This is a genomic window from Nisaea nitritireducens (assembly GCF_014904795.1).
GTDB lineage: Bacteria > Pseudomonadota > Alphaproteobacteria > Thalassobaculales > Thalassobaculaceae > Nisaea > Nisaea nitritireducens.
In genome coordinates, this window is sequence record NZ_JACZFS010000003.1 from 1 (window position 1) to 19,175 (window position 19,175).

The 19,175-nt window shown below is 60.4% G+C and carries 18 protein-coding genes and 1 tRNA gene; 12 read left to right on the top strand and 7 right to left on the bottom strand.

Annotated elements, in window-relative coordinates; all coding sequences use genetic code 11:
- The coding region (locus tag IG629_RS00240; RefSeq protein ID WP_193169991.1) for an NAD(P)-dependent oxidoreductase at positions 1 to 895 on the top strand (895 nt) is incomplete at its 5' end.
- A 38-nt stretch (positions 896 to 933) separates the two neighbouring features.
- Here the strand turns inward: IG629_RS00240 and IG629_RS00245 are convergent.
- On the bottom strand, positions 934 to 1,818 hold the full coding sequence (locus tag IG629_RS00245; protein WP_193169992.1) for a LysR family transcriptional regulator: 885 nt from the start codon (positions 1,816 to 1,818) through the stop codon (positions 934 to 936).
- A gap of 101 nt (positions 1,819 to 1,919) precedes the next feature.
- Here IG629_RS00245 and IG629_RS00250 point away from each other — a divergent pair, with 101 nt between their 5' ends.
- The 3 genes from IG629_RS00250 to IG629_RS00260 all read left to right on the top strand — a co-directional run bounded on the left by IG629_RS00250 (position 1,920) and on the right by IG629_RS00260 (position 4,039).
- Positions 1,920 to 2,801, top strand: coding sequence for a phytanoyl-CoA dioxygenase family protein (locus IG629_RS00250; RefSeq protein ID WP_193169993.1), 882 nt, complete (start codon positions 1,920 to 1,922; stop codon positions 2,799 to 2,801).
- On the top strand, positions 2,798 to 3,400 hold the full coding sequence (locus IG629_RS00255; protein ID WP_226886340.1) for an HD domain-containing protein: 603 nt from the start codon (positions 2,798 to 2,800) through the stop codon (positions 3,398 to 3,400). The genes IG629_RS00250 and IG629_RS00255 overlap by 4 nt, the downstream gene beginning before the upstream one ends.
- A gap of 234 nt (positions 3,401 to 3,634) precedes the next feature.
- Positions 3,635 to 4,039 carry a hypothetical protein gene (locus IG629_RS00260; RefSeq protein ID WP_193169994.1) on the top strand — a complete coding sequence of 135 codons (405 nt, stop codon included), beginning with the start codon at positions 3,635 to 3,637 and terminating at the stop codon, positions 4,037 to 4,039.
- Between the two features lie 395 nt (positions 4,040 to 4,434).
- Here IG629_RS00260 and IG629_RS00265 read toward each other — a convergent pair whose 3' ends face one another.
- The 3 genes from IG629_RS00265 to IG629_RS00275 form a co-directional block, all read right to left on the bottom strand.
- On the bottom strand, positions 4,435 to 5,199 hold the full coding sequence (locus IG629_RS00265) for a hypothetical protein (protein WP_193169995.1): 765 nt from the start codon (positions 5,197 to 5,199) through the stop codon (positions 4,435 to 4,437).
- Positions 5,200 to 5,447: 248 nt separating this feature from the next.
- Positions 5,448 to 5,524, bottom strand: a tRNA-Arg gene (locus IG629_RS00270).
- A gap of 90 nt (positions 5,525 to 5,614) precedes the next feature.
- Complete coding sequence (locus IG629_RS00275; RefSeq protein WP_193169996.1) at positions 5,615 to 6,004, bottom strand: ParB N-terminal domain-containing protein; 390 nt, start codon at positions 6,002 to 6,004, stop codon at positions 5,615 to 5,617.
- Between the two features lie 332 nt (positions 6,005 to 6,336).
- On the opposite strand from IG629_RS00275, the gene IG629_RS00280 reads away from it, so the two are divergent.
- From IG629_RS00280 to IG629_RS00295, 4 genes are all read left to right on the top strand, one after another.
- The gene (locus IG629_RS00280) at positions 6,337 to 6,504 is read left to right on the top strand and encodes a hypothetical protein (protein WP_193169997.1); all 168 of its coding nucleotides are present in this window, start codon (positions 6,337 to 6,339) and stop codon (positions 6,502 to 6,504) included.
- A gap of 167 nt (positions 6,505 to 6,671) precedes the next feature.
- Positions 6,672 to 7,475: a 2-keto-4-pentenoate hydratase gene (locus tag IG629_RS00285; protein ID WP_193169998.1), complete on the top strand. Its 804-nt coding sequence runs from the start codon at positions 6,672 to 6,674 to the stop codon at positions 7,473 to 7,475.
- 29 nt (positions 7,476 to 7,504) lie between these two features.
- Positions 7,505 to 8,338, top strand: coding sequence for a DUF547 domain-containing protein (locus IG629_RS00290; protein ID WP_193169999.1), 834 nt, complete (start codon positions 7,505 to 7,507; stop codon positions 8,336 to 8,338).
- Positions 8,339 to 8,437: 99 nt separating this feature from the next.
- The gene (locus IG629_RS00295; RefSeq protein WP_193170000.1) at positions 8,438 to 9,250 is read left to right on the top strand and encodes a universal stress protein; all 813 of its coding nucleotides are present in this window, start codon (positions 8,438 to 8,440) and stop codon (positions 9,248 to 9,250) included.
- Between the two features lie 18 nt (positions 9,251 to 9,268).
- On the opposite strand, the gene IG629_RS00300 is transcribed toward IG629_RS00295, so the two are convergent.
- Positions 9,269 to 10,612: a hypothetical protein gene (locus IG629_RS00300; RefSeq protein WP_193170001.1), complete on the bottom strand. Its 1,344-nt coding sequence runs from the start codon at positions 10,610 to 10,612 to the stop codon at positions 9,269 to 9,271.
- Positions 10,613 to 10,856: 244 nt separating this feature from the next.
- Here IG629_RS00300 and fliG point away from each other — a divergent pair, with 244 nt between their 5' ends.
- The 3 genes from fliG (at position 10,857) to IG629_RS00315 (ending at position 13,106) form a co-directional block, all read left to right on the top strand.
- A complete protein-coding gene (gene fliG, locus IG629_RS00305) occupies positions 10,857 to 11,879 on the top strand; it encodes a flagellar motor switch protein FliG (RefSeq protein ID WP_193170002.1) in 1,023 nt (340 codons plus the stop codon).
- 25 nt (positions 11,880 to 11,904) lie between these two features.
- Positions 11,905 to 12,240: a TraR/DksA family transcriptional regulator gene (locus IG629_RS00310; RefSeq protein ID WP_193170003.1), complete on the top strand. Its 336-nt coding sequence runs from the start codon at positions 11,905 to 11,907 to the stop codon at positions 12,238 to 12,240.
- A 254-nt stretch (positions 12,241 to 12,494) separates the two neighbouring features.
- Positions 12,495 to 13,106 (top strand): pyridoxamine 5'-phosphate oxidase family protein, encoded by a 612-nt coding sequence (locus tag IG629_RS00315; RefSeq protein ID WP_193170004.1) that lies wholly within the window; start codon positions 12,495 to 12,497, stop codon positions 13,104 to 13,106.
- Between the two features lie 118 nt (positions 13,107 to 13,224).
- Here the strand turns inward: IG629_RS00315 and IG629_RS00320 are convergent, their stop codons facing one another.
- Complete coding sequence (locus tag IG629_RS00320) at positions 13,225 to 14,139, bottom strand: LysR family transcriptional regulator (protein ID WP_193170005.1); 915 nt, start codon at positions 14,137 to 14,139, stop codon at positions 13,225 to 13,227.
- Positions 14,140 to 14,294: 155 nt separating this feature from the next.
- Here IG629_RS00320 and IG629_RS00325 point away from each other — a divergent pair, with 155 nt between their 5' ends.
- Positions 14,295 to 17,879, top strand: coding sequence for an ABC transporter ATP-binding protein/permease (locus tag IG629_RS00325; RefSeq protein WP_193170006.1), 3,585 nt, complete (start codon positions 14,295 to 14,297; stop codon positions 17,877 to 17,879).
- A gap of 103 nt (positions 17,880 to 17,982) precedes the next feature.
- Here the strand turns inward: IG629_RS00325 and IG629_RS00330 are convergent, their stop codons facing one another.
- Positions 17,983 to 19,140 carry a M20 family metallopeptidase gene (locus tag IG629_RS00330; RefSeq protein ID WP_193170007.1) on the bottom strand — a complete coding sequence of 386 codons (1,158 nt, stop codon included), beginning with the start codon at positions 19,138 to 19,140 and terminating at the stop codon, positions 17,983 to 17,985.
- Positions 19,141 to 19,175 lie beyond the last annotated feature (35 nt).

Here is a 19,175-nt window from a genome sequence, read left to right on the forward strand (position 1 = left end):
TGCGATGACCGGCAAAATGCGGGTGGGTTTCATAGGGGCCGGATTGATGGGCCATGGCATGGCGAAGAACCTGATCGAGAAAGGGTTCTCCCTGACTGTCATGGGCAACAGGAACCGCAAGCCCATCGACCATCTGGTCTCTCTCGGTGCCCGGGAAGTTTCCTCGGCGCGTGCGGTCGCCGAAGCCTCGGATCTGGTCTTCCTGTGTCTGCCGAATTCCGAAATCGTGGGACGAGTTGTCCTCGGCGCCGAGGGAATCCTGGAGGGCGCTCATGATGGTCTGATCGTCGCCGATTCCACCACGGCAGATCCGGGCGAGACGAAGCGGATCGGCGCAGCGCTCCGGGAGAAGGGCGTCGCCATGCTGGATACACCGCTGACGATGACGCCGAAGGAGGCAGAGAGCGGTACCCTGAATGTGCTGGTCGGTGGCGCGGAGGAAGATCTTGAGACGGCGCGTCCGGCCATTGAGAGTTTTGCGAAGAACATCTTCCATGTCGGCCCGCTTGGGGCGGCGCACAGCCTGAAGCTGATCAACAATTTCATGTCCATGAGCATGGTCGCACTCTTCGCGGAAGCGGTCACCACTGCGCGCAAGGCCGATGTCAGTATCGCCGGGCTGCACGAGGTGATCTCCGCCGGTGCCCTCAATAACGGGCTCTTCCAGAAGGTCATGGACTGGCCGTTGAAGCAGGATGCGAGCGGGCTGCAGTTCGCCATCGAGAACGCTCTGAAAGATGTCTCCTATTACAACCGGGCCGCGGCGGATGCCGGGTCGACGGCCATGATCGGCTCGACCGTGCAGCAGATCTACGCCCTGGCCAATGCTCAGGGCGAGGGCAAGACCCATGTGCCCAAGCTGATGGACGTCATGGGGCGGCTGAACGGTCTCTGAAGCCGTGTTCCCGTCGCCAGAGAACGGTCACCCGGCATTCAGCGAGTGAGCCAATCGATCAGGAGCCGCGCCGCACGGGAAAGTGGGCGACTGTCGGGCCAGAGGATGAAATAGGATTGCTGCCCTTTCACTGCTGGCAAGACGGGGACCGGCTGCAAGTTCAGTGCATCGACCATGTCCTGACAGGCGGGCGCACGCGCCAGGGCCAGCCCAAACCCCGCATGGGCCATCATGAGGGCGAGTGGGGTCGTGTCGACGAAACTGAGATCCATTTCTCCGATATCTATCCCCTCAATATTGGCGAGGACCTGGTGCCAACCGGAACGATGGGGCGCGACTTCGATCAGGCGCATGGTCCTGATGTCTTCCAGTGCGGAAATCGAAGATACCAGGTTGGCATGACCGACCACGGACAGTGTCTCGTCGAGAAACCGGATCGCCGTGTCGGGAAAATCAATCGCCGAGCCGAAGGCGATTTGCAGATCCGGCTGCCCTCCTGAAGATGCCGTGCGGAAGTCCGGGATTGTGTTGCCGGTTGTCAGATTGACGCGGATACCCGGGTTGGATGCCTCGAACTCTTTCAGCTTTTCCGGAAGCCATCCCATAGCGAGAATTGTAACGGCCTGGAGGTTGACGATCTGACGGTCATGGCTGCCGAACAGCGCACCTGCCGTAGTGTCGACCGCAGCCAGTGACTGCTGGACGACGAGCATGAAAGCGCGTCCCTTTTCGGTCAGAACCACCCGTTGCGGCCGTCTTTCGAACAGCGCTTCGCCGAGATGGGTTTCCAGTGCGAGGATCTGCTGGCTCACTGCCGCGGCGCTAATGTTCAGCACCTCGGCTGCGCGCGTGAAGTTTTCCATCCGAGCGGCGACATCGAAAACGCGGAGCCAGTTCAGGGAGGGAATGCGGCGAGGCGACATGAGAGCATGTTAAGTAAAACTTATCCTATGGGGCAAGAACCATTGCTCTGCCGCGCTACCGCCGCCTGCTAGGCTGTCTCTAGTCGGTCAGGGAGGTTTTCATGAGCCAGGGCATCACGGCCAAAGAGGTCGATCAGTATCACCGCGATGGGTTTTTCGCTGGTGTTCCGGTTTTCGACAGCGAGACGGTCGCTTCGATACGCTCCGAAATCGAGGGCCTTGAGCGGAACCACCGGGACGGTATAGGCGGTCATGACCTCAATCAGTTCTTCCGGGTTAATGGCCATCTGGTGATCCCGCTGCTCGCGGATCTGGCGCGCCGGCCGGAGATACTCGATGCGGTCGAGGCGGTGTTGGGGACGAACCTGCTGGTCTGGTCGGTCGAGCTCTTCATCAAGGAGCCGGGCTCGAACAAGACTGTCTCCTGGCACCAGGACCTAACTTATTGGGGAATGGGGGAAACCGACGGCGAGACCACGGCCTGGATTGCGCTCAGTGATGTTTCCGTCGAGGCCGGGTGCATGCGGTTCATTCCAGGCAGCCATAAGAACGCCATCGTCGCCCACGAGGATACATGGGGGGACGAGAACCTGCTCTCGCGCGGCCAGCAGATCGCCGGAGTGGAAGAGGAGAGGGCGGCTTACGGTCCGCTGCAGCCGGGCGAAATGTCCCTGCATCACGGCCGCTGCTTTCACGCCTCCGGGCCGAACCGTTCGGCGGACCGGCGCATTGGCCTTGCCATTCGCTATGTGACGCCGGAAGTCCGCGATGAGGCGCCGGGGCGGGACTATGCAATGCTGGTGCGCGGTTGCGACAGTGCCCGGGGCTGGTTCAATGTCGCCGGCCCCCGCGGTCTTTTCGCCACCGAGGATATGGCGCTTTATGATAAGGTTCTCGCGGATCAGGCAGCGGCGCTCGCCGCCGGGGCAACCGGCGATGTTGCAATGTACGCGCCGACAGGAGCAGCAGGGATAAGTGTATGAACCGGCAGGATGAAACAGTGTCTTTCACCCAGATGAAGGATGGCACCAAAGCCGATTACGAGCTCCTACACGAACTTGAAAAGCCTTATCTCGCGATGACCGCGGACCGGGTGCTGGATGAGCTGCGGCGTCACGGCGAAGTGACGCTGCCGGGCTATCGGATCACCCGTCTCGAACACGGCCTGCAATCCGCCACCCGGGCGGAGGCAGAGGGCGCGGATATCGACTGGATTGTCGGGGCGCTCTTGCACGACATCGGGGATGGGCTCGCGCCGCAGAACCATGACCGGTTCTCTGCCGAGGTGATCCGGCCCTTCGTCCGTTGGGAAGTCGCCTGGACGGTGGAGCATCACGGGATCTTCCAGATGCTCTATTACGCCCATCACTACAATTGGGATCCGGATGCCCGAGACCGCTTCCGGGACCATCCCTGTTTCGAGACCTGCGCGGCCTTCTGCGAACGTTGGGACCAGGCCTCGTTCGACCCGGAGTATGACTCGTGGCCGCTGGAGCATTTTGAGCCGATGGTGCGTCAGGTCTTCGCCCGCAAGGCATACGATCCGGCCATCCTCCGCGAAGGCGAGGCCATCGGGCTCTAGGACCGGAGCGTCCGGTCCATTTTTGGCTCAACTCTTCTGAGGTTTTTGACGCGACTGTCGCGCTTTGGTGCGCAGGTGTGACCGGTCTCACCGTGACGGGCTGTCTTCTGCATTGGTTCTTGTGTCCTGATTTACAGGTCGAACACTTGCTTTCGGTCTGGACTTATTTCGAAAAGTCGCCATAAAGTACGCAGGATTTCGAGGTGATAACCTGACTTTAAGATGCTTAGGGGTATGGCATTGCGGTCCAACGAGGATCTTTTACCGCTGCAAAGCTGGCGGGAAACGGATTTCGTGGATGAAATCCCGGCGACAGCCATGGCCGCGCTCAGCCTCTATTATGAGCTTGCCCGAACAGATGACCGTGAAGCCGTTCTGACGGCCATCGCGTCTCAGCCATCGCTCTCCGGTCCCTGTCATGTGCTCTTCGGACTCACGGACAATCGGGTGCAGGTGCTCGAAAGCGGGGACTATGTCAGCGCCGAGGTCGCGGAGACGATTGTCAGGATTATTGAGAGCGAGATCACGCGCTCGGAAGACGGCGCACGCAGGTACACGATTAGCGCCGGCGCGCTGTGCGATGTAACGATCCTGCCGCTTTTCCAGAATGCAGGGATCTGTCTCGCGGTGGTGGTATGATCGCGGACGGTATGCGCCTCGATATCATCAAGGGTGAAGATCCGGCAGCAATTGTCACGTATGACAATCTGGATTTTCGCCTCGGGGTGGACAATCAGCTGGCTGAAGTCTTTACGCTGTCGGCGCGATCGGGAAGAACAGGTTTTCCGGGACTTCGCGGCGTCCCTTTTAACGAAGTTTCTCATCGCGCGCCTGATGTGCTGCCCTTCATTCACATCATTCGCACGTCGGACCAACCTGCAACGTTCGAATTCATGAAGGTTGGATACGGTACGAGAATGGACGGCGGTATGCGCCCGAGATATTTCGGCGAGCTGGTCCCCCATCTTGGGCCGAAGCTCTGGAGCAGTCTCGCCGAAATCTACGCAGACGCTGCCTTCCGAGGTCGTGCAAGCTTATCGGAAGTTCATGCGACGGCGGGCGGGGAGTGGTTCGCTTACCGGCGTCTGGTCATGCCGCTGTCGTCCAATGGCCGCCACATCGACCAAATTCTCTGCGCCGTGATCCATAATACGTTCGAGTTCCAGGGCCTGTTGCCGGGCGATCTCACTGGCATCGATGTCGATAATGAAGAGGCGCTCCTCTTGGCCCGTCGGCCGGAAATCGCCGCCCGATAGAGCCAGCCATGAGCGTGGGAAGCCGTAGATATGGCTTCCGAACCCTGCACTGGCGAGACCGGTGAGTATGATGCCGCAATGCCGGTCCACCCCCCAGTGAATGACGGATAAAGATCGAATAAGGCGTGGCAGAGCCCAGGACAGTCCGGTTTTGCGGCTGTTTGGATGGATCCAGAGGCCACCGGCATGACCGATGTTGCCAGAAAGTTGTTCTTCGACCGGGTGCCGAATATAGGGTTCTGAGAACATTCCGGTTTCTTCGACAAAACCGATGAAGTCAGGTGTCTGGACCAGGCGATCGCAGATTATTGCGACGGTTTCGGCCTGTTCATTGGACACTCTCAGCCAGAAGGCATCCGCAGGCTGGTAGTCCGCTTTCTCCGGGTCGAATATGCTGGATACTCCGGCAGTAGCCGGTGCGGTTTGCATGATGTGCTTCCATTGCCGCATGTCGTTTTCAATGGATATGCGGTAGCCGGACCGCACAATCAGCGTCATCATTTCACGATAGTAGGCACGTGCCGTTTCAATATGGGGTTGCATGCCGGTTCTCCTTTTTATGGCAAGGGAACGATAGCATGCGCCATGCGACGCCTTGGGGTATTCGAAAAGTGAATGATTTATATTGGACGGGCTTTGTTTTTTATTGTGCGGCTGCTCAACCCAGGTGACTTCTCGAATTATATGAATGGTTGCCGTTACCTGACGTGACTACTCCACGTCAACCTTCCGCATCCCCGGAGATTACGAAGTGGCGCCAGATTCCGTGTCGGACTGTATGGGAAGAAAAGTGGTGACCCCGACAGGATTCGAACCTGTGACCTACAGATTAGGAATCTGTCGCTCTATCCTACTGAGCTACGGGGCCGCCTAGGCGAACGTGATACAGGAGCGGGCCGCGATTGCCAATGGGGCGCGGCAGGCTAAGTGAGCGGAAAGAGGGCCGGTCGAGGATGGGTCAGGCAGGCAGGGAGTTGTTGTCGTTGTCCGAGACGTCCTGCAGCGGGCCTTCTGTGACCAGGCAGCTGATATAGTGGACCTTTTCCCGGAACAGGTTTGACAGCCATTCTTCGGCCACCTTGCGGGCGGCGGTCAGGCGGTGGCCGCCATCGACCAGAACGAAGCTGTCGTCGAGATAGAAGATGCGAAGCGGGTCGTTTGAGGCGTAGCCGTGATCTCGGATCGCACGGACCAGTTTCCAGAACCGCTCGTTTTCCCGGTCCATGCCGCGGTCGTCATTGATCAGGTGAAGTTTCTGAATCTGGTCAAGCGTCAGATCCACCTCGGCAAAGCCTTGGTGGCGTATCTGCTTCTTGATCGATTTCTTCACCTTACCCTTGATGACCATGTCGGCCGTCTCGCACCTTTCCCGCACGGGTTACATCTCAATGACTTAGTAGATAAGTTCGAACGAAATTAATTTCCAGAAAAAAATGCGCACTCATTGCGCTTTGGGTTTCGTTGAAACGCGATATCGCATACTCGTTTTCGTCTATGTTGCTGATAAATTACCATATTATTGGTTTAAGAATTCCTAAGGGCAGCGACAATTAATCCAATAAATTATGGTCGCGAATACCTTGCCATCGATCATGTTATTGAGCGTGACGGGCAGAATTTAACCCCCGATTCGCATAATGGTTTTTCTGAAATCCCCAAGAGAGCCGCCCGCTGTGGGAAATGAATAGTGGCAACCGGGTGATTGCGGCCGATGGCGGCGAAGGCGCTGATCGGGGAAAGTATGGGGAGTATTTTTCCGGAGACGGTGCGAGCTGCAATGCAAAGCTGGATGGCGAGGTAAACCGGAACGTTACGCCGCCGATTGGTCTGGAGGGTTTGTTCGAATGAAAGTTCGAATTTCCGGTGATAATGCGGATTTCGGTTTTCAGGACCCCGCAGGCTAGGGTGTCGTCACTACCAGTCTCCCGGATCTCATCGTCTGGTTCAGCACTGTCTTGAGCGACTGTCTGGGATGGGTGAGACTTGGCATCGTAACGACAAAAGGGGAAAGCGTCATGGCCGGGGCCGGTAGGGACTTGGAGAAGGAGCGGGCTGTGGCCCGGCATCTGCTGGAGGAGCATGCGAGCCGTGTGCCGTATGAGACGCTTTCCGGGAAACTGGCGCTCTCCGACATTGCGGAGGCCTACAGGGCCCAGGAGGCTTTCGTCTCCATGCGTCAGGAGCGCAGCGGCGCCAGCATCGCGGGGTACAAGATCGCGCTGACATCTGCCGCCATGCAGGCTTTTGTGGGCGTAGATCATCCGCTGCTCGGGGCGATCTTTGACGACACTCTGGTGGCGTCGCCCGCGGAGATTTCCCTGGCCGCATTCCAGCATGTCGGCATTGAGTTCGAGCTCGCCCTTCGGCTCGGCCGCACGGTTCCTTCCGGATCATATGATGCGGATTCAATTGCGCCGTTCGTGGATGCGGTGATCCCGGCTTTCGAGCTGATCGAGGATCGCAGTGCGGTTTATGAGAACTTCGATGCCCGTTCTCTGGTGGCTGACAATGCCTGGTCCGGCGGCGTCGTGCTGGGGGCGCCGGTGACGGACTGGCGCGGTTTCGATCTGACCTCCACACCGACGCGTCTGGAGGTTGGCGGGGAGATAGAGAAAGCGACAACCGGCGCGGCGCTTGGCAATCCGTTGACTGCCCTGGCCTGGGCCGCAAACGAGCTGTCCGCCCAGGGGCGGCCGCTTGAGACCGGCATGATCGTGATGACGGGATCGACCCTGAAGACCCGCTTCCCGGGTCCGGGAGAGTGTTTTATCTATGAAGTCGACGGGATCGGATCGGTCCAGATGTCGACCATCCCGTGACCCATATGCGTGGGCGGAGCCGACGACAGGTGCTGATCGGCGGTGCTCTCGCTGCCGTGCTTGGCGGCTGTGCCGGAGGTTTCCCGGGAACAGACCGGCCTTTCTCGCCGGGACCGGTGCGTCCGCTGGAAGAGTGGCGCGCCCATGCGCCGGGCTCCCGCCGGCTGGTGGATCATCGGCTCTGGGACAGGTTCCTCTCAAAATACAGGAGGCTGAGGTCAGATCACGTTCCGATGCTGCCCTATGGTGAGATCCCGACGGCGGAATGGGAATTGCTCGATACGTATCTGAGCACGCTGGCCGCAACCCCAGTCCACACTCTCGACCGGCCGGAGCAATATGCCTTCTGGCTCAATCTGCATAATGCCCTGGTGGTCCGTCTGATTGGCCGCGCCTATCTTGTGCTGTCGGTGCGCGACATCGATTTCGGCGACGGGACACCATGGGGCAGGCCGATCGTCGAGGTCGAGGGGCATCCTCTCAGCCTCTCGGACATCCGCAACGGCATCCTGCGCGCTTATTGGCGCGACGGCCGCGTGCATTACGGACTTTGCTATGGTGCGGTCGGATCGCCGGGCCTGTTGGCCCAGGGTTTTACAGGTGCCAACGTCGACAGGTTGCTTGACGAACAGGCGCTCGACTTCGTGAATCATCCGCGCGGTGTTTGGACCGATGGCAGGACGGCGACTCTCTCAAGTCTCTATGAGTGGTACGCGGAGGATCTTGGCGGCTCGCGCGGTGCCATACTGTCGCATCTTCGCCTTTATGCTTTGCCGGGGCTGCGCCGGAATCTGTCGGACGATGTCGCTGTAAACTATGCATATGACTGGTCTTTGAACGATGTGACGGGCAGTTTGGGTTAGAGTAGGTTTCCGCACTTCTGCTATGCTTTCTTTACCGCTCGGGTCTTTATTCGGTGCCGTGATCGACCTACGCTGCGGTATGAAAAGGGGACGCAATCAATGAAACAAATCCTTCTCCCGTTCGGGGCCGACAATGCCGATGTGACGCCTGTTTCCGCAGCCGCCCGCTTTGCGAGCCGGTTCGACGGACATGTCACGGCCTTGTTCTATCCGCGCTTGCCGGACCCGGTGATTGTTGATCCGATGAGCGGCGGTGTGGTGTCATACGAAGGCATCGATGAGGAGGTTGCCGCGCAGCGGGAGCAGGCAGAGACCCAGTTTCTTGCCATGAAACACGCGCTGCCGGCCGATCTTGGGGGACGGGTTTCCGTCGAGTTGGAGCGCTTGTCGAACTGGCGTCAGGTTGGCGAGGAATCGCGGATTTTCGATCTGACCGTTGTGGCGCGGGCGACCCGCAGCCCGCACTGGCAGACCCTGTTCGAGATGGCGCTGTTCGAAGGTGGACGTCCGGTCATGCTGACGCCGGAAGCCTGGGACAAGCCGTTCGGAGATACGGTCGTCGTCGCCTGGAACCGGAGCACCGAAACAGCGCGGCTGATCGGGCAGAGCCTGCCGATCCTGTGCTCCGCCAAGGCGGTTCATATCGTTGAGCTAGAAGGTTGGTACGCCTCGGGCCCGGATGGCAAGGCCCTGCAAAGCTATCTCGCCGGTCATGGTATCAAGGCCGAGCAGCACAAGAGCGAGGCGCCGAACGGACCGGGCGCAAAGATGGTCGAGATTTCACGCGATCTCGGGGCGGACCTGATGTTGAAAGGCGCCTATACGCAGAGCCGGCTGACCCAGCTGATCTTCGGCGGAGCAACCCGCCAGATCCTCGATCAGGCGGATATTCCTGTGATCTTCGCACACTGACGCGGGAAACGGTGCCGGTCAGAAGGCCGTGAGGTCGACCTCTCTGACCGGTCCGACATAATCGGAAAGATCGGCGATGGCCGGCCCGCTGAAATAGTCATACTCAAGATCTATCGCCGCGCGGACCAGGTCTTTCCGTTTCAGGTTCCGGACAAAGGTGCTGAGGCCGAACTTGCCCGCGTTCTTTTTGAAGGTGAGCATGGTCTCCGCCATTTTTGCAGATACTGGCTCGGCCTCGGGAAACTTGAACCCGACAATCTGGACGCCGGCTTCCTTGAGCGATTTCAAGCTGTTCGTCTCCGGATGAACCCGTGCGGCGACTCCTCTGACATTGTTTTTGATCAGATGAACATATTCCGCGAGCGTGCCTGTCGGAACGCCGTCCGGAAAGCCGGTCAAGGTAATGACGAGGTAGCGCTGCAATTCTGACGGGATCGTTTTCAATGCGGCCAGGAAATCCTGCCTGGAGCGTGGACGCGACAGGGTGGCGTAGCTGAGCGGGATTGAAACCAGCGCGATCCGTTTGCGCATGGTCATGTCCATCAGGCCGATTTTCGCGCGGGCCAGGGTCAGCAGATCCAGCTCAATGGCGGATTTCTCGTCACTGTTTTCCGAGAGCACGTCATGCCCGTTGATGATCCTGTCAAAGGAATCGAGGCGGACCGCCGCGCAATGGAAGATCGAAATGACTCCGCTCTTCAGGTTGACCAGAGGCAGGAAGCCGAAATCGACGTCGCCAAGCCCTGCATTCTTTTCCTCTTCCTGGAGGCTGAATGGATCTGCTCCAGGTTGCAGCGTCGACTTGATCGAGGCCCATTGTGCTTGATGGAAATTTTCTTTCTGTGTCTCGGAATAGTCAAACGCTTCGGCCGGATGTGATTCGCCCTTCATGCTCTCGGGTGCATCATCCGCCCTTGGGTCGGCGGATTTCTCCGACTTGTTGGCCATGGCCTTCTCGATCAGGTCCGAAAGGCTTGCGTTGCTCGTGCCGCCGCTTGCCAGGTCGCCGACTGATGTGTGCACATTGAGGCTGGCGAGCTCGTCGTCGCCTTTCAGCTGGCGAAGAATTTCCGCTTTGATCAGGCCGCATTTGATGGTCGCCGTTTCATCGTCAAGCTCGCCGAACAGGATGACGAAGCCGAGTTCACCATATTCCAGACAGAGATCCGATTTGCCGATATGCGGTTTTACTGTCCGTTGGCACAATGAGCGGATGAAGTCCTTCTTCGTCTCCCACCGGTCGCCAAGCTGCTGCTTAACCTCGTCGAGACCGAGAAATTGAAGCTGCCCCCCGAGCGGGCGGGATCCGCTTGAGAGCATGGATTTCAGTCGGTCTTTTGCGGTCAATTGTTGAACGGTCATCGGGGCGGAGCCTTCCGCAGGGTTGCACAGCAAATGCTCGATTTGTCGCGAGGTGCCGAGTATAAATCTTGCGAAATGTAGGCTCTTAACTCTGAAGATACGGTAAATGTGACAGCGGCCGCTTTGTCAGGAGGGGGAGGGTAAATAGCCATTCCCTAATTGTCGTTAATGACTTCAGGCGTCTGTCTATTCATGTTAAAATTTACCATAATATTTTACTGACGCCTTTTTGGGGAAGGCTGCCATGGGAATGCGTGTCCGCGAAGATTATCGGGGCATCACCGGTCCGGAAAAATCCGCCATATTGCTGATGTCGCTCGGCGAGGAGCAGGCCGGAAAGCTGTTTGCCTTGCTGGACGATGAGGAGATCAAGGAAATCTCCCAGGTCATGGCGGGGCTCGGAACCGTCAGCTCCAACATCGTTGAACGTCTCTTCGTCGAGTTCGCCGAGCAGGTGTCCTCCACCGGCTCCCTTGTCGGCTCGATGGATTCGACAGAGCGGTTGCTCACCAAGGTGCTGGGCAACGACCGTGTCAACGACATCATGGAAGAGATCCGTGGTCCGGCTGGCCGGACCATGTGGGACAAGCTCGCCAATGTGAACGAGCAGGTTCTGGCGAACTTCCTGAAAAACGAATATCCGCAGACCGTCGCTGTGATCCTCGGCAAGATCGGCCAGGCCCATGCCGGCAAGGTGTTGTCGATTCTGCCGGAAAACTTCGCCATGGAAGTTGTCATGCGCATGTTGCGCATGGAAGCGGTGAACAAGGAAATCGAGAAGGACGTGGAACGCGTGCTGCGCACCGAGTTCATGTCGAATCTGGCGCGCACCAACCGGCGGGACAGCCACGAGATGATGGCGGAAATCTTCAACAACCTGGACCGGGCGACCGAATCCCGCTTTCTCTCCGCCCTCGAAGAACGCAACAAGGACAGTGCGGAGAAAATCCGCAGCCTGATGTTTACCTTCGAGGATCTGGCCCGGATCGACCCGGCGGGGGTGCAGACGCTGCTGCGCGCAGTGGACAAGGACAAGCTCACCATCGCCCTGAAGGGCGCGTCGGAAGAGCTGAAGGACCTGTTCTTCTCCAACATGTCCGAACGTGCGGCGAAGTTGCTGCGCGAGGACATGCAGTCTCTCGGCCCGATGCGGCTGAAGGACGTGGAGGAGGCGCAGACCGCGATGGTCACGGCCGCGAAGGATCTTTCCGATCGTGGCGAGCTTGTGATCGGTGGCTCCGGTGGCGACGACCAACTGGTATACTGATTCTGCGCGTTGTACGGTTAACGCCATGAAATTCGATTTCGACCATTTTCGCGATCTCCTGCTCGCCCGGCGCGCTGAGCTGAAAGCGGTGATGGAAACTGCATCGGGAGACGCGAGCCCGGTAGAGCTCGACCAGACCAGGGTCGGGCGCCTTTCGCGCATGGACGCTTTGCAGGGACAGGCTATGGCCAAGGAAACGGAACGACGGCGCGGGATGGAACTGCAGCGCATTGCGTCCGCTCTTGCCCGGATCGAGGACGAGGATTTCGGCTATTGCGTCACCTGTGGTGAGGAAATTCCGCTGAAGCGGCTGGAGCTCGATCCTGCCGTGACCACTTGTATCGCCTGCGCCGGAAAATGATCCGGCTTGCGGCGTGACCGGTCCATTGGCACTCCCCCCCATTAACCCGATGAGAACGGACGAAGACGGATTTCTCCGCGATATCTGGTGCTTCCGGCTGGAGAAGTCATACGATTCTTGGCGCAAGGACGGCGGCAACTTCGATAATCCAGTCCACGATACGGTCTTGCGCTGGTGGAGTTGACGGCCCCAGTTGACGTTAAAGGCACGGCAGAGCAGCATGTGCGCCCCTGTTGCTTACCCGGACGGAAGTTATGGCAAAGATCGAAACGGTCGAGGCGCTGCGCGAAATCTATCGACCCGCCGCTGGGCGTGCGGTCGAGAAGGAGCTGAGCGCGCTTGATCCGCATTGCAAACGCTTCATAGAACTCTCACCTTTCCTGCTGCTGGCAACCCATAACGGGGATGGTGTCGTCGACATCACGCCACGCGGCGACGAGCCGGGATTTGTTGCGATTCCAGACAGCAACACCATCGTCATTCCCGACCGACCGGGAAATAACCGTCTCGATTCACTGACGAATATCCTCTCGAACCCGACTTGCTCGGTGATCTTCCTGATCCCCGGCGTGGATGAGACCCTGCGCATTCGCGGCACCGCCGAGATTCGTGACGATGCAGAGCTGCTTGCCGGCTTCGAGATGAAGAAACGGCTTCCGGCCACCGTGCTGAAGATCAAGGTCGAGCTCGCCTTCCTGCATTGCGCGAAAGCGCTGATGCGGTCGCGGCTCTGGGATCCGGAGGCACAGATCGAACGCTCGACGCTGCCGACCCTCGGCAAGATGATCATGGATCAGCTCGGACTGAAGGACGATGGTGAGAGCCAGGAGAAGATGGTCGAGCGTTACAAGGAAGCACTGTACTAAACCCGAGCTTCAATCGTCATCCCGACGCAGGTCGGGATCCACCGATCATGGGGTGGCGCGCGTTCTCCATGGACCCCGACCTGCGTCGGGGTGACGGCTGTGTGGGCGGGAAGAATTACTAGCCCGCAGCCCCCTCCAGCGCCGATTTCTCCATCTGAAACAGACGCGCTAGCTCATCCATCATGGCGCGGACGCGGGGCAGGGTGCGCAGGTCGCGATGCACCAGCATCCACTGGTCGGCGACCACGTCTTCCAGAACCGGAGTGGCGCGGACCAGGTTGCGGTCCGCATCGCCGATGAAGCAGGGCAGGACCGTGACCCCGGCACCCGCACTTACTGCGAGATGCAGGCTGTTGCCGTTATTGGCCCGCACCACCGGGCTGCGATTGCCGAGCATCTGCCGGAGCCAGGCTTGCCCGGGCATGTAGTGATGTTCCTCGTCGAAACCGATCCACGGCAGGTAGGCGAGGGAGCCGTTCAACGCATCCGCATCTTTCCCGGAACCGCCGATCTGACCGACAAGCTGTGGTGTGCCGTAGACGGCATAATGGAACCGGCCGATCCGGCGCGTGACCAGATCCGCCGCATCCGGCACCACCTCGCGGATGGAGATATCCGCTTCCCGCCGGGACAGGTTGGCCATCAGGTGGGTCACGTGCAGTTCAATCTCGATTTCCGGCAGCCGGTCGCGTAACTGGGCGAGGTGCTGGGTCAGAAAATGCATCATGTGCTCGCCGACAGATATCCGCACCGTGCCGCGCGCCGTGTCCGTCAGGCCGAGGCTGCGCCGCTCGATAGCTTGCGCCGCATCGTCCATTGCCTGCACGTCGGACAGCAATTGCTCGGCGGCGGGTGTCAGCACATAGCCATCCGGTAGCCGGTCGAACAGGCGGGCGCCGATGGCCTCTTCCAGCGATTTTACCCGCCGGGCCACGGTCGGGTGGCTCACATTGAGCGCCTTCGCGGCCGCCGTCAGGCTCCGCTCGCGCGCTAGGGTCAGAAATACCCGGTAATCGTCCCAATCGGTCAGCATGGCGGTACCTTAATGCGAGTGGCTCGCAATGTGGCGGTACAAAATTGTTCGCTGCGTTGCGAAATTTGTCCAGTCTCGGAATATTATCTTTCGGATATTCTGATCCCGATTGGAATAAGGGCCAGCCGGTCCGGACCGTCCGAAGGGAAATCATCATGCATTTCGAAACCAGACTGTGGCAGTTCACCGAAGGGGTTCGCGGCCGGATTTCATGGGCCATCCTGATCGGCTTGCTGGGGGTCAGTCTCGGTGTCGCCCGGCTCGGCCTTCTGGGTTGGCTGATCGGCCGGATCTTCTCTGGCGACGCGCTGGAAGATCTCTGGCCCTCTATCGCCGGTATCGCGTTGGTGATGATCGCCCGTGGCTGGGTCGAGCAATGGCGTAACATGGTGGCGCACGAGACGGCGGCCAAGGTGCAGGTCAGTCTGCGCCGGAAGGTCTATGACAAGCTGGCCAGTCTCGGCCCGGCATATGTCGGGCGGGAACGGTCCGGTGCCATCACGCTGGCCCTGACCGATGCTGTGGACCGGCTGGAAGTCTATTTCGGACAGTATCTGCCGCAGCTTGCGGTCTCCCTGCTGGCACCGCTGCTGATTTTCGCTTTCGTCGCCTGGATCGACCTGCCGGTGGCGTTGGTCATGCTGGTGTTTGCGCTGCTTGCGGTGTTCGCGCCGGCGCTCTGGCACAGCTCGAACGAACGCAGCGCACGCCGCCGGCAGGAGGCTTATTCATCCTTCGCCGCCGAGTTTCTGGATTCACTGCAAGGCCTCGCCACCCTGAAGGCCTTCGGGCAGAGCAAGGCGCGCGGCGATACGCTCGAGGTGAAGGCACGGGAAGTGTTCCGCAGCACCATGTGGGTGCTGAGCGGCAACGTGCTCGCCCGCGGCATCACCGACAGCTCGATTGCCTGCGGTGCCGCGGCCGCGCTCGGCCTCGGTGCCTGGCGGGTGACGGAAGGCCAGCTTGAGCTGACGTCTCTGCTGGTCATCATGATGCTCGGCGTCGAGGTGTTCCGGCCGATGCGTGAGCTGCGCAACGTGCTGCATGAAGGCATGGTCGGGCTGTCGGCCGCGAAAGGCATCTACCGGGTGCTGGACGGCAAGCCGGATGTTGAGGACGCGGTTGCGTCCGGCACAGCGCCGCTTGAGGCCTCCATTACCTTCGAAGAAGTCGGCTTCCATTATCCTGGCGCGCCGCGCACCGTGCATGACGGGCTCAGCTTCGCTGTGAAACCGGGAGAACGTATCGGCCTCGTTGGCCCCAGCGGCTGCGGCAAGAGCTCCGTCGTCCGCCTGCTGCTGCGGTTCTTCGATCCGACCGAGGGACGCATCCTGCTCGGCGGCAAGCCGCTCGATGCACTGTCCTTCGAACAGATCCGCTCAATGATCTCGGTGGTCAACCAGGACACGTTCCTGTTCCACGGCACGGTGGAGGAAAACATCCGCATGGGCCGGCCCGAGGCGGATCACGCCTCCGTGGTTTCAGCCGCTCAAGCCGCCAATATTCACGACTTTATCGAAGGCCTGCCTGAGGGTTACCAGACGGTGATCGGCGAGCGCGGCATCAAGCTTTCCGGTGGTCAGCGTCAGCGCATGGCCATTGCCCGGGCGCTGCTGCGCGACACGCCGATCCTCATTCTCGATGAGGCCCTGTCGGCGGTGGATGCGGAGAACGAGGCGGTCATTCAGGACGCACTCAACCGGCTGATGAAAGGCCGGACCACGCTGGTTCTGGCGCACCGTCTTTCCAGCGTTATCGATTGCGACCGTATTCTGGTGTTGAACGACGGCAAGGTCGCCGAGGAAGGGCCGCATGGCGCGTTGATGAAAGCGGGCGGGCTCTATGCCGGGCTGATGGCCGAGCAGGCCCGTGAGGCAGCCGCCGCCGAAGCGGCCGAGCCGGTGGTGCGGGATGCGGCGGCGAAACCGGCAGCGGAAAGCATTGCCGATGTGCCCGGCGGTGCCATGCAGGCGCCGACCGAAGGTATCATCAAGGCCGAGGGGCTGACCTGGACGCAGGTTGTCACCGAGCTGATGAAGGTCATCATGCCGTGGAAGGGCAAGCTGGTGCTGACCTTCCTGTTCGGCGTGCTTCGGGTTCTCGGGTTCATCGGTGTCGGCGTACTCAGCGCCTTCGTCGTGCTGGCCCTGAAGAATGGCACGGATTTCACGCCCTATCTCTGGGGGCTTGCGGTGGTGGCGCCGCTGTCCGGCGTGCTGCACTGGCTGGAATCCTGGCTCGCCCATGACATGGCCTTCCGGCTGCTGGCGGAAATGCGGATAGATACCTTCCGCAAGCTGGATGCGCTTGCACCGGCCTATCTCGTCCGGCGGCGCACCGGCGATTTGATGACGCTGGTCACCCACGATATCGAGTTGGTCGAGTATTTCTTCGCCCACACGGTGGCGCCGGCCTTCGTCGCCATCCTGGTGCCGGCCGGTGTGCTGGTCTGGCTCGGCATGGAAAACCCGGTGCTGGCTTTCACGCTGCTGCCGTTTCTTGTTGCTGTCGGTCTCAGCCCGTTCCTGATGCGCGGCCGGGTCGATACGCTCGGCTCGGAAGCTCGCGAGGCATCGGGAGAGCTTGGCGCCTTTGCGGTGGATAGCGTGCAGGGCCTCGGTGAGATCGTGGCTTTCCAGCAGGAAGGGCCCCGTGGGGACAAGCTGGACGAACTCGGCCAGCGCCATATCAATCTCCGCCTGCCGTTCTTCCGGGAGCTGACAGCGCAGCAGAGCCTGCTTGAAGCCCTGACAGGCCTTGGCGGTCTGGCGGTGGTGGTTGTTGGGGCCTGGCTCACGGCATCTGGAGTTATCCAGGTGGCTGTGCTGCCACTGCTCACCATCCTTGCCATGGCGGCCTTCCTGCCGGTCTCCGAGATCGCGCAGATCGGCCGTCAGCTCGCTGACACGCTGGGTTCGACCCGGCGGGTCTATGCCCTGAATAACGAGCCTGTGCCGGTGACGGACGGTCCGGGCGGTCCCGATCAGTCCGGGCCGGTGTCAATTACGCTGGAAGACGTTGATTTCCGCTATCCGGGGCAGAGCCGCCGGGCCATCCGGGACTTCAGCCTGACAATTCCGGCGGGCAAGACGGTGGCGCTGGTCGGCACGTCCGGCGCGGGCAAGACGACGCTTGCCCAGATGCTGATGCGGTTCTGGGATCCGGACGCTGGTCGGGTGCTAATGGATGGCACGGATCTGAAGGATTACAAGCTGGACGATCTGCGCGGCCGGATCGCGCTGGTGGCGCAGGATACCTACCTGTTCAACGACACGCTCCGCGCCAACATCATGCTGGCCCGTCCCGACGCCAGCGAAGCGGATCTGGCGGCGGCGGTGAGCCATGCATCGCTCGGCGATCTGGTCGACATGCTGCCGGACGGGCTCGACACCAAGGTCGGCGAACGCGGCACCAGTCTTTCAGGAGGTCAGCGCCAGCGGGTGGCCATTGCCCGGGCTTTCCTGAAGGACGCACCGGTGCTGATCCTGGACGAAGCCACCTCTCATCTGGATGCGGTGAACGAGCGGGCTGTTCGGGAAGCTCTGGACCGGCTGCAGAGCGACCGCACCACCATCGTCATCGCCCACCGGCTTTCGACGATCCGAAACGCGGACATGATCGCGGTGTTGAGCGAGGGCACGCTGGTCGAAACAGGTAGCCACGAGGAGCTGGTGGCGAAGGGTGGGCTCTACGCCCAGCTCGTCTCCCACCAGCTCGCCTCGGCAGTGGCGGCTGAGTAAAAATATCACCGTCATCCCGGACTTGATCCGGGACCTAGGGATGCAGGGGCCAGCCCATTGATCATCTAGGTCCCGGCTCTCCGGCCGGGATGACGGTTTTTACTTATTCCAGCGTTTCCAGCAGGCGAACCCACATTTTCGCGCGGGGTTCGAGGGAGGAGAAATAGATCTTCTCTTCCAGCGTATGGGCGCCTTCGCCGTCGGCACCGAGGCCATCTAGGGTCGGTACGCCAAGGGCTGCGGTGAAGTTGCCATCGCTGCCGCCGCCGGTTGTCTCGGTCGCTTCGAGCTCGAATCCGGCTTCTGCCGCGCAGGCCTTGGCATGCTCGAACAGTTTCATGCTGGCATCGGTGGCTTCCATCGGCGGGCGGTTCATGCCGCCGGTGACCTCGACAGTGACGTCCGGGTTCTGGGCCTTCAGGCCGAGGATTTTGGCTGTCATTTCCTCGCCGTCCGCCTTGGTCAGCACCCGGAGGTCGATTTCAGCGACAACGTCCCGTGCAACGACATTGACCGCGGTGCCACCACTGATGATGCCGACATTGGTTGTCACCCCGCGCTCGAGATCGACTAACGCATCGATAGCCTTGATCTGGTTGGCCAATTCGCTGATAGCACTGCGACCGTCTTCGTACCTGGCACCCGCATGGGCGGGGCGGCCGGTGATGGTCATGGTGAAACGGCCGACGCCCTTGCGCGCGACCACGACCTTACCGCCATCGCGGGCCGGCTCTGTGACCAGCACGTATTTCGCCTTCCGAGCCTCTTCCTCGATGAACTCTTGGGACATCGGGCTGCCGACCTCTTCCTCGGAGACATAGAGGAAGGTCACTGGCAGGCTGGTTTTTCGGCCTAGGCGCTGCAGGTGGCGGTAGGCGTAGTAGGGCAGGTAGGCACCCGCCTTCATGTCGTAGATGCCGGGGCCATAGACCTCGTCGCCTTCTCGGCGGATTTTCAGCGCGCCATCCTTCACACCGATCGGGTGCACCGTGTCGATATGGCAGAGGACCAGAATGCCTTTTTCGCCACTCGCATTCTCGGTCCGCGCCCGGATGATATCGCCGAAACCGTCCCGCCCGGGTGTGCGCTCGATGGCAAGTCCAAGGCCGTCATAGAGCCCCTGAACCTTGTCTGCGACCTTGTTGACTGCGTCCTTGTCTGTGGTCGGGCTTTCCGCCTCGACCCAGTCCAGGATGCCTTCGAGGATTTCTTCGGGTTCGATCTTTGGAGTGTTCGACTGTTGAGCGGAGTCCGGGCTCATCTGGGCGTGGCCTTTCGCGGTTGGTTTGGTCGTCG

Excerpts from the sequence above, each read along its gene's own strand:
- IG629_RS00295 (WP_193170000.1), top strand. The coding sequence starts at position 8,438 with ATGAAACAAATCCTTCTCCCGTTCGGGGCCGACAATGCCGATGTGACG.
- IG629_RS00280 (WP_193169997.1), top strand. The coding sequence starts at position 6,337 with ATGAATAGTGGCAACCGGGTGATTGCGGCCGATGGCGGCGAAGGCGCT.
- IG629_RS00245 (WP_193169992.1), bottom strand. The coding sequence starts at position 1,818 with ATGTCGCCTCGCCGCATTCCCTCCCTGAACTGGCTCCGCGTTTTCGAT.
- IG629_RS00265 (WP_193169995.1), bottom strand. The coding sequence starts at position 5,199 with ATGCAACCCCATATTGAAACGGCACGTGCCTACTATCGTGAAATGATG.
- IG629_RS00255 (WP_226886340.1), top strand. The coding sequence starts at position 2,798 with ATGAACCGGCAGGATGAAACAGTGTCTTTCACCCAGATGAAGGATGGC.
- IG629_RS00275 (WP_193169996.1), bottom strand. The coding sequence starts at position 6,004 with ATGGTCATCAAGGGTAAGGTGAAGAAATCGATCAAGAAGCAGATACGC.
- IG629_RS00260 (WP_193169994.1), top strand. The coding sequence starts at position 3,635 with ATGGCATTGCGGTCCAACGAGGATCTTTTACCGCTGCAAAGCTGGCGG.
- IG629_RS00315 (WP_193170004.1), top strand. The coding sequence starts at position 12,495 with ATGGCAAAGATCGAAACGGTCGAGGCGCTGCGCGAAATCTATCGACCC.
- IG629_RS00250 (WP_193169993.1), top strand. The coding sequence starts at position 1,920 with ATGAGCCAGGGCATCACGGCCAAAGAGGTCGATCAGTATCACCGCGAT.
- IG629_RS00285 (WP_193169998.1), top strand. The coding sequence starts at position 6,672 with ATGGCCGGGGCCGGTAGGGACTTGGAGAAGGAGCGGGCTGTGGCCCGG.
- IG629_RS00320 (WP_193170005.1), bottom strand. The coding sequence starts at position 14,139 with ATGCTGACCGATTGGGACGATTACCGGGTATTTCTGACCCTAGCGCGC.
- IG629_RS00330 (WP_193170007.1), bottom strand. The coding sequence starts at position 19,140 with ATGAGCCCGGACTCCGCTCAACAGTCGAACACTCCAAAGATCGAACCC.
- IG629_RS00300 (WP_193170001.1), bottom strand. The coding sequence starts at position 10,612 with ATGACCGTTCAACAATTGACCGCAAAAGACCGACTGAAATCCATGCTC.
- fliG (WP_193170002.1), top strand. The coding sequence starts at position 10,857 with ATGGGAATGCGTGTCCGCGAAGATTATCGGGGCATCACCGGTCCGGAA.
- IG629_RS00325 (WP_193170006.1), top strand. The coding sequence starts at position 14,295 with ATGCATTTCGAAACCAGACTGTGGCAGTTCACCGAAGGGGTTCGCGGC.
- IG629_RS00310 (WP_193170003.1), top strand. The coding sequence starts at position 11,905 with ATGAAATTCGATTTCGACCATTTTCGCGATCTCCTGCTCGCCCGGCGC.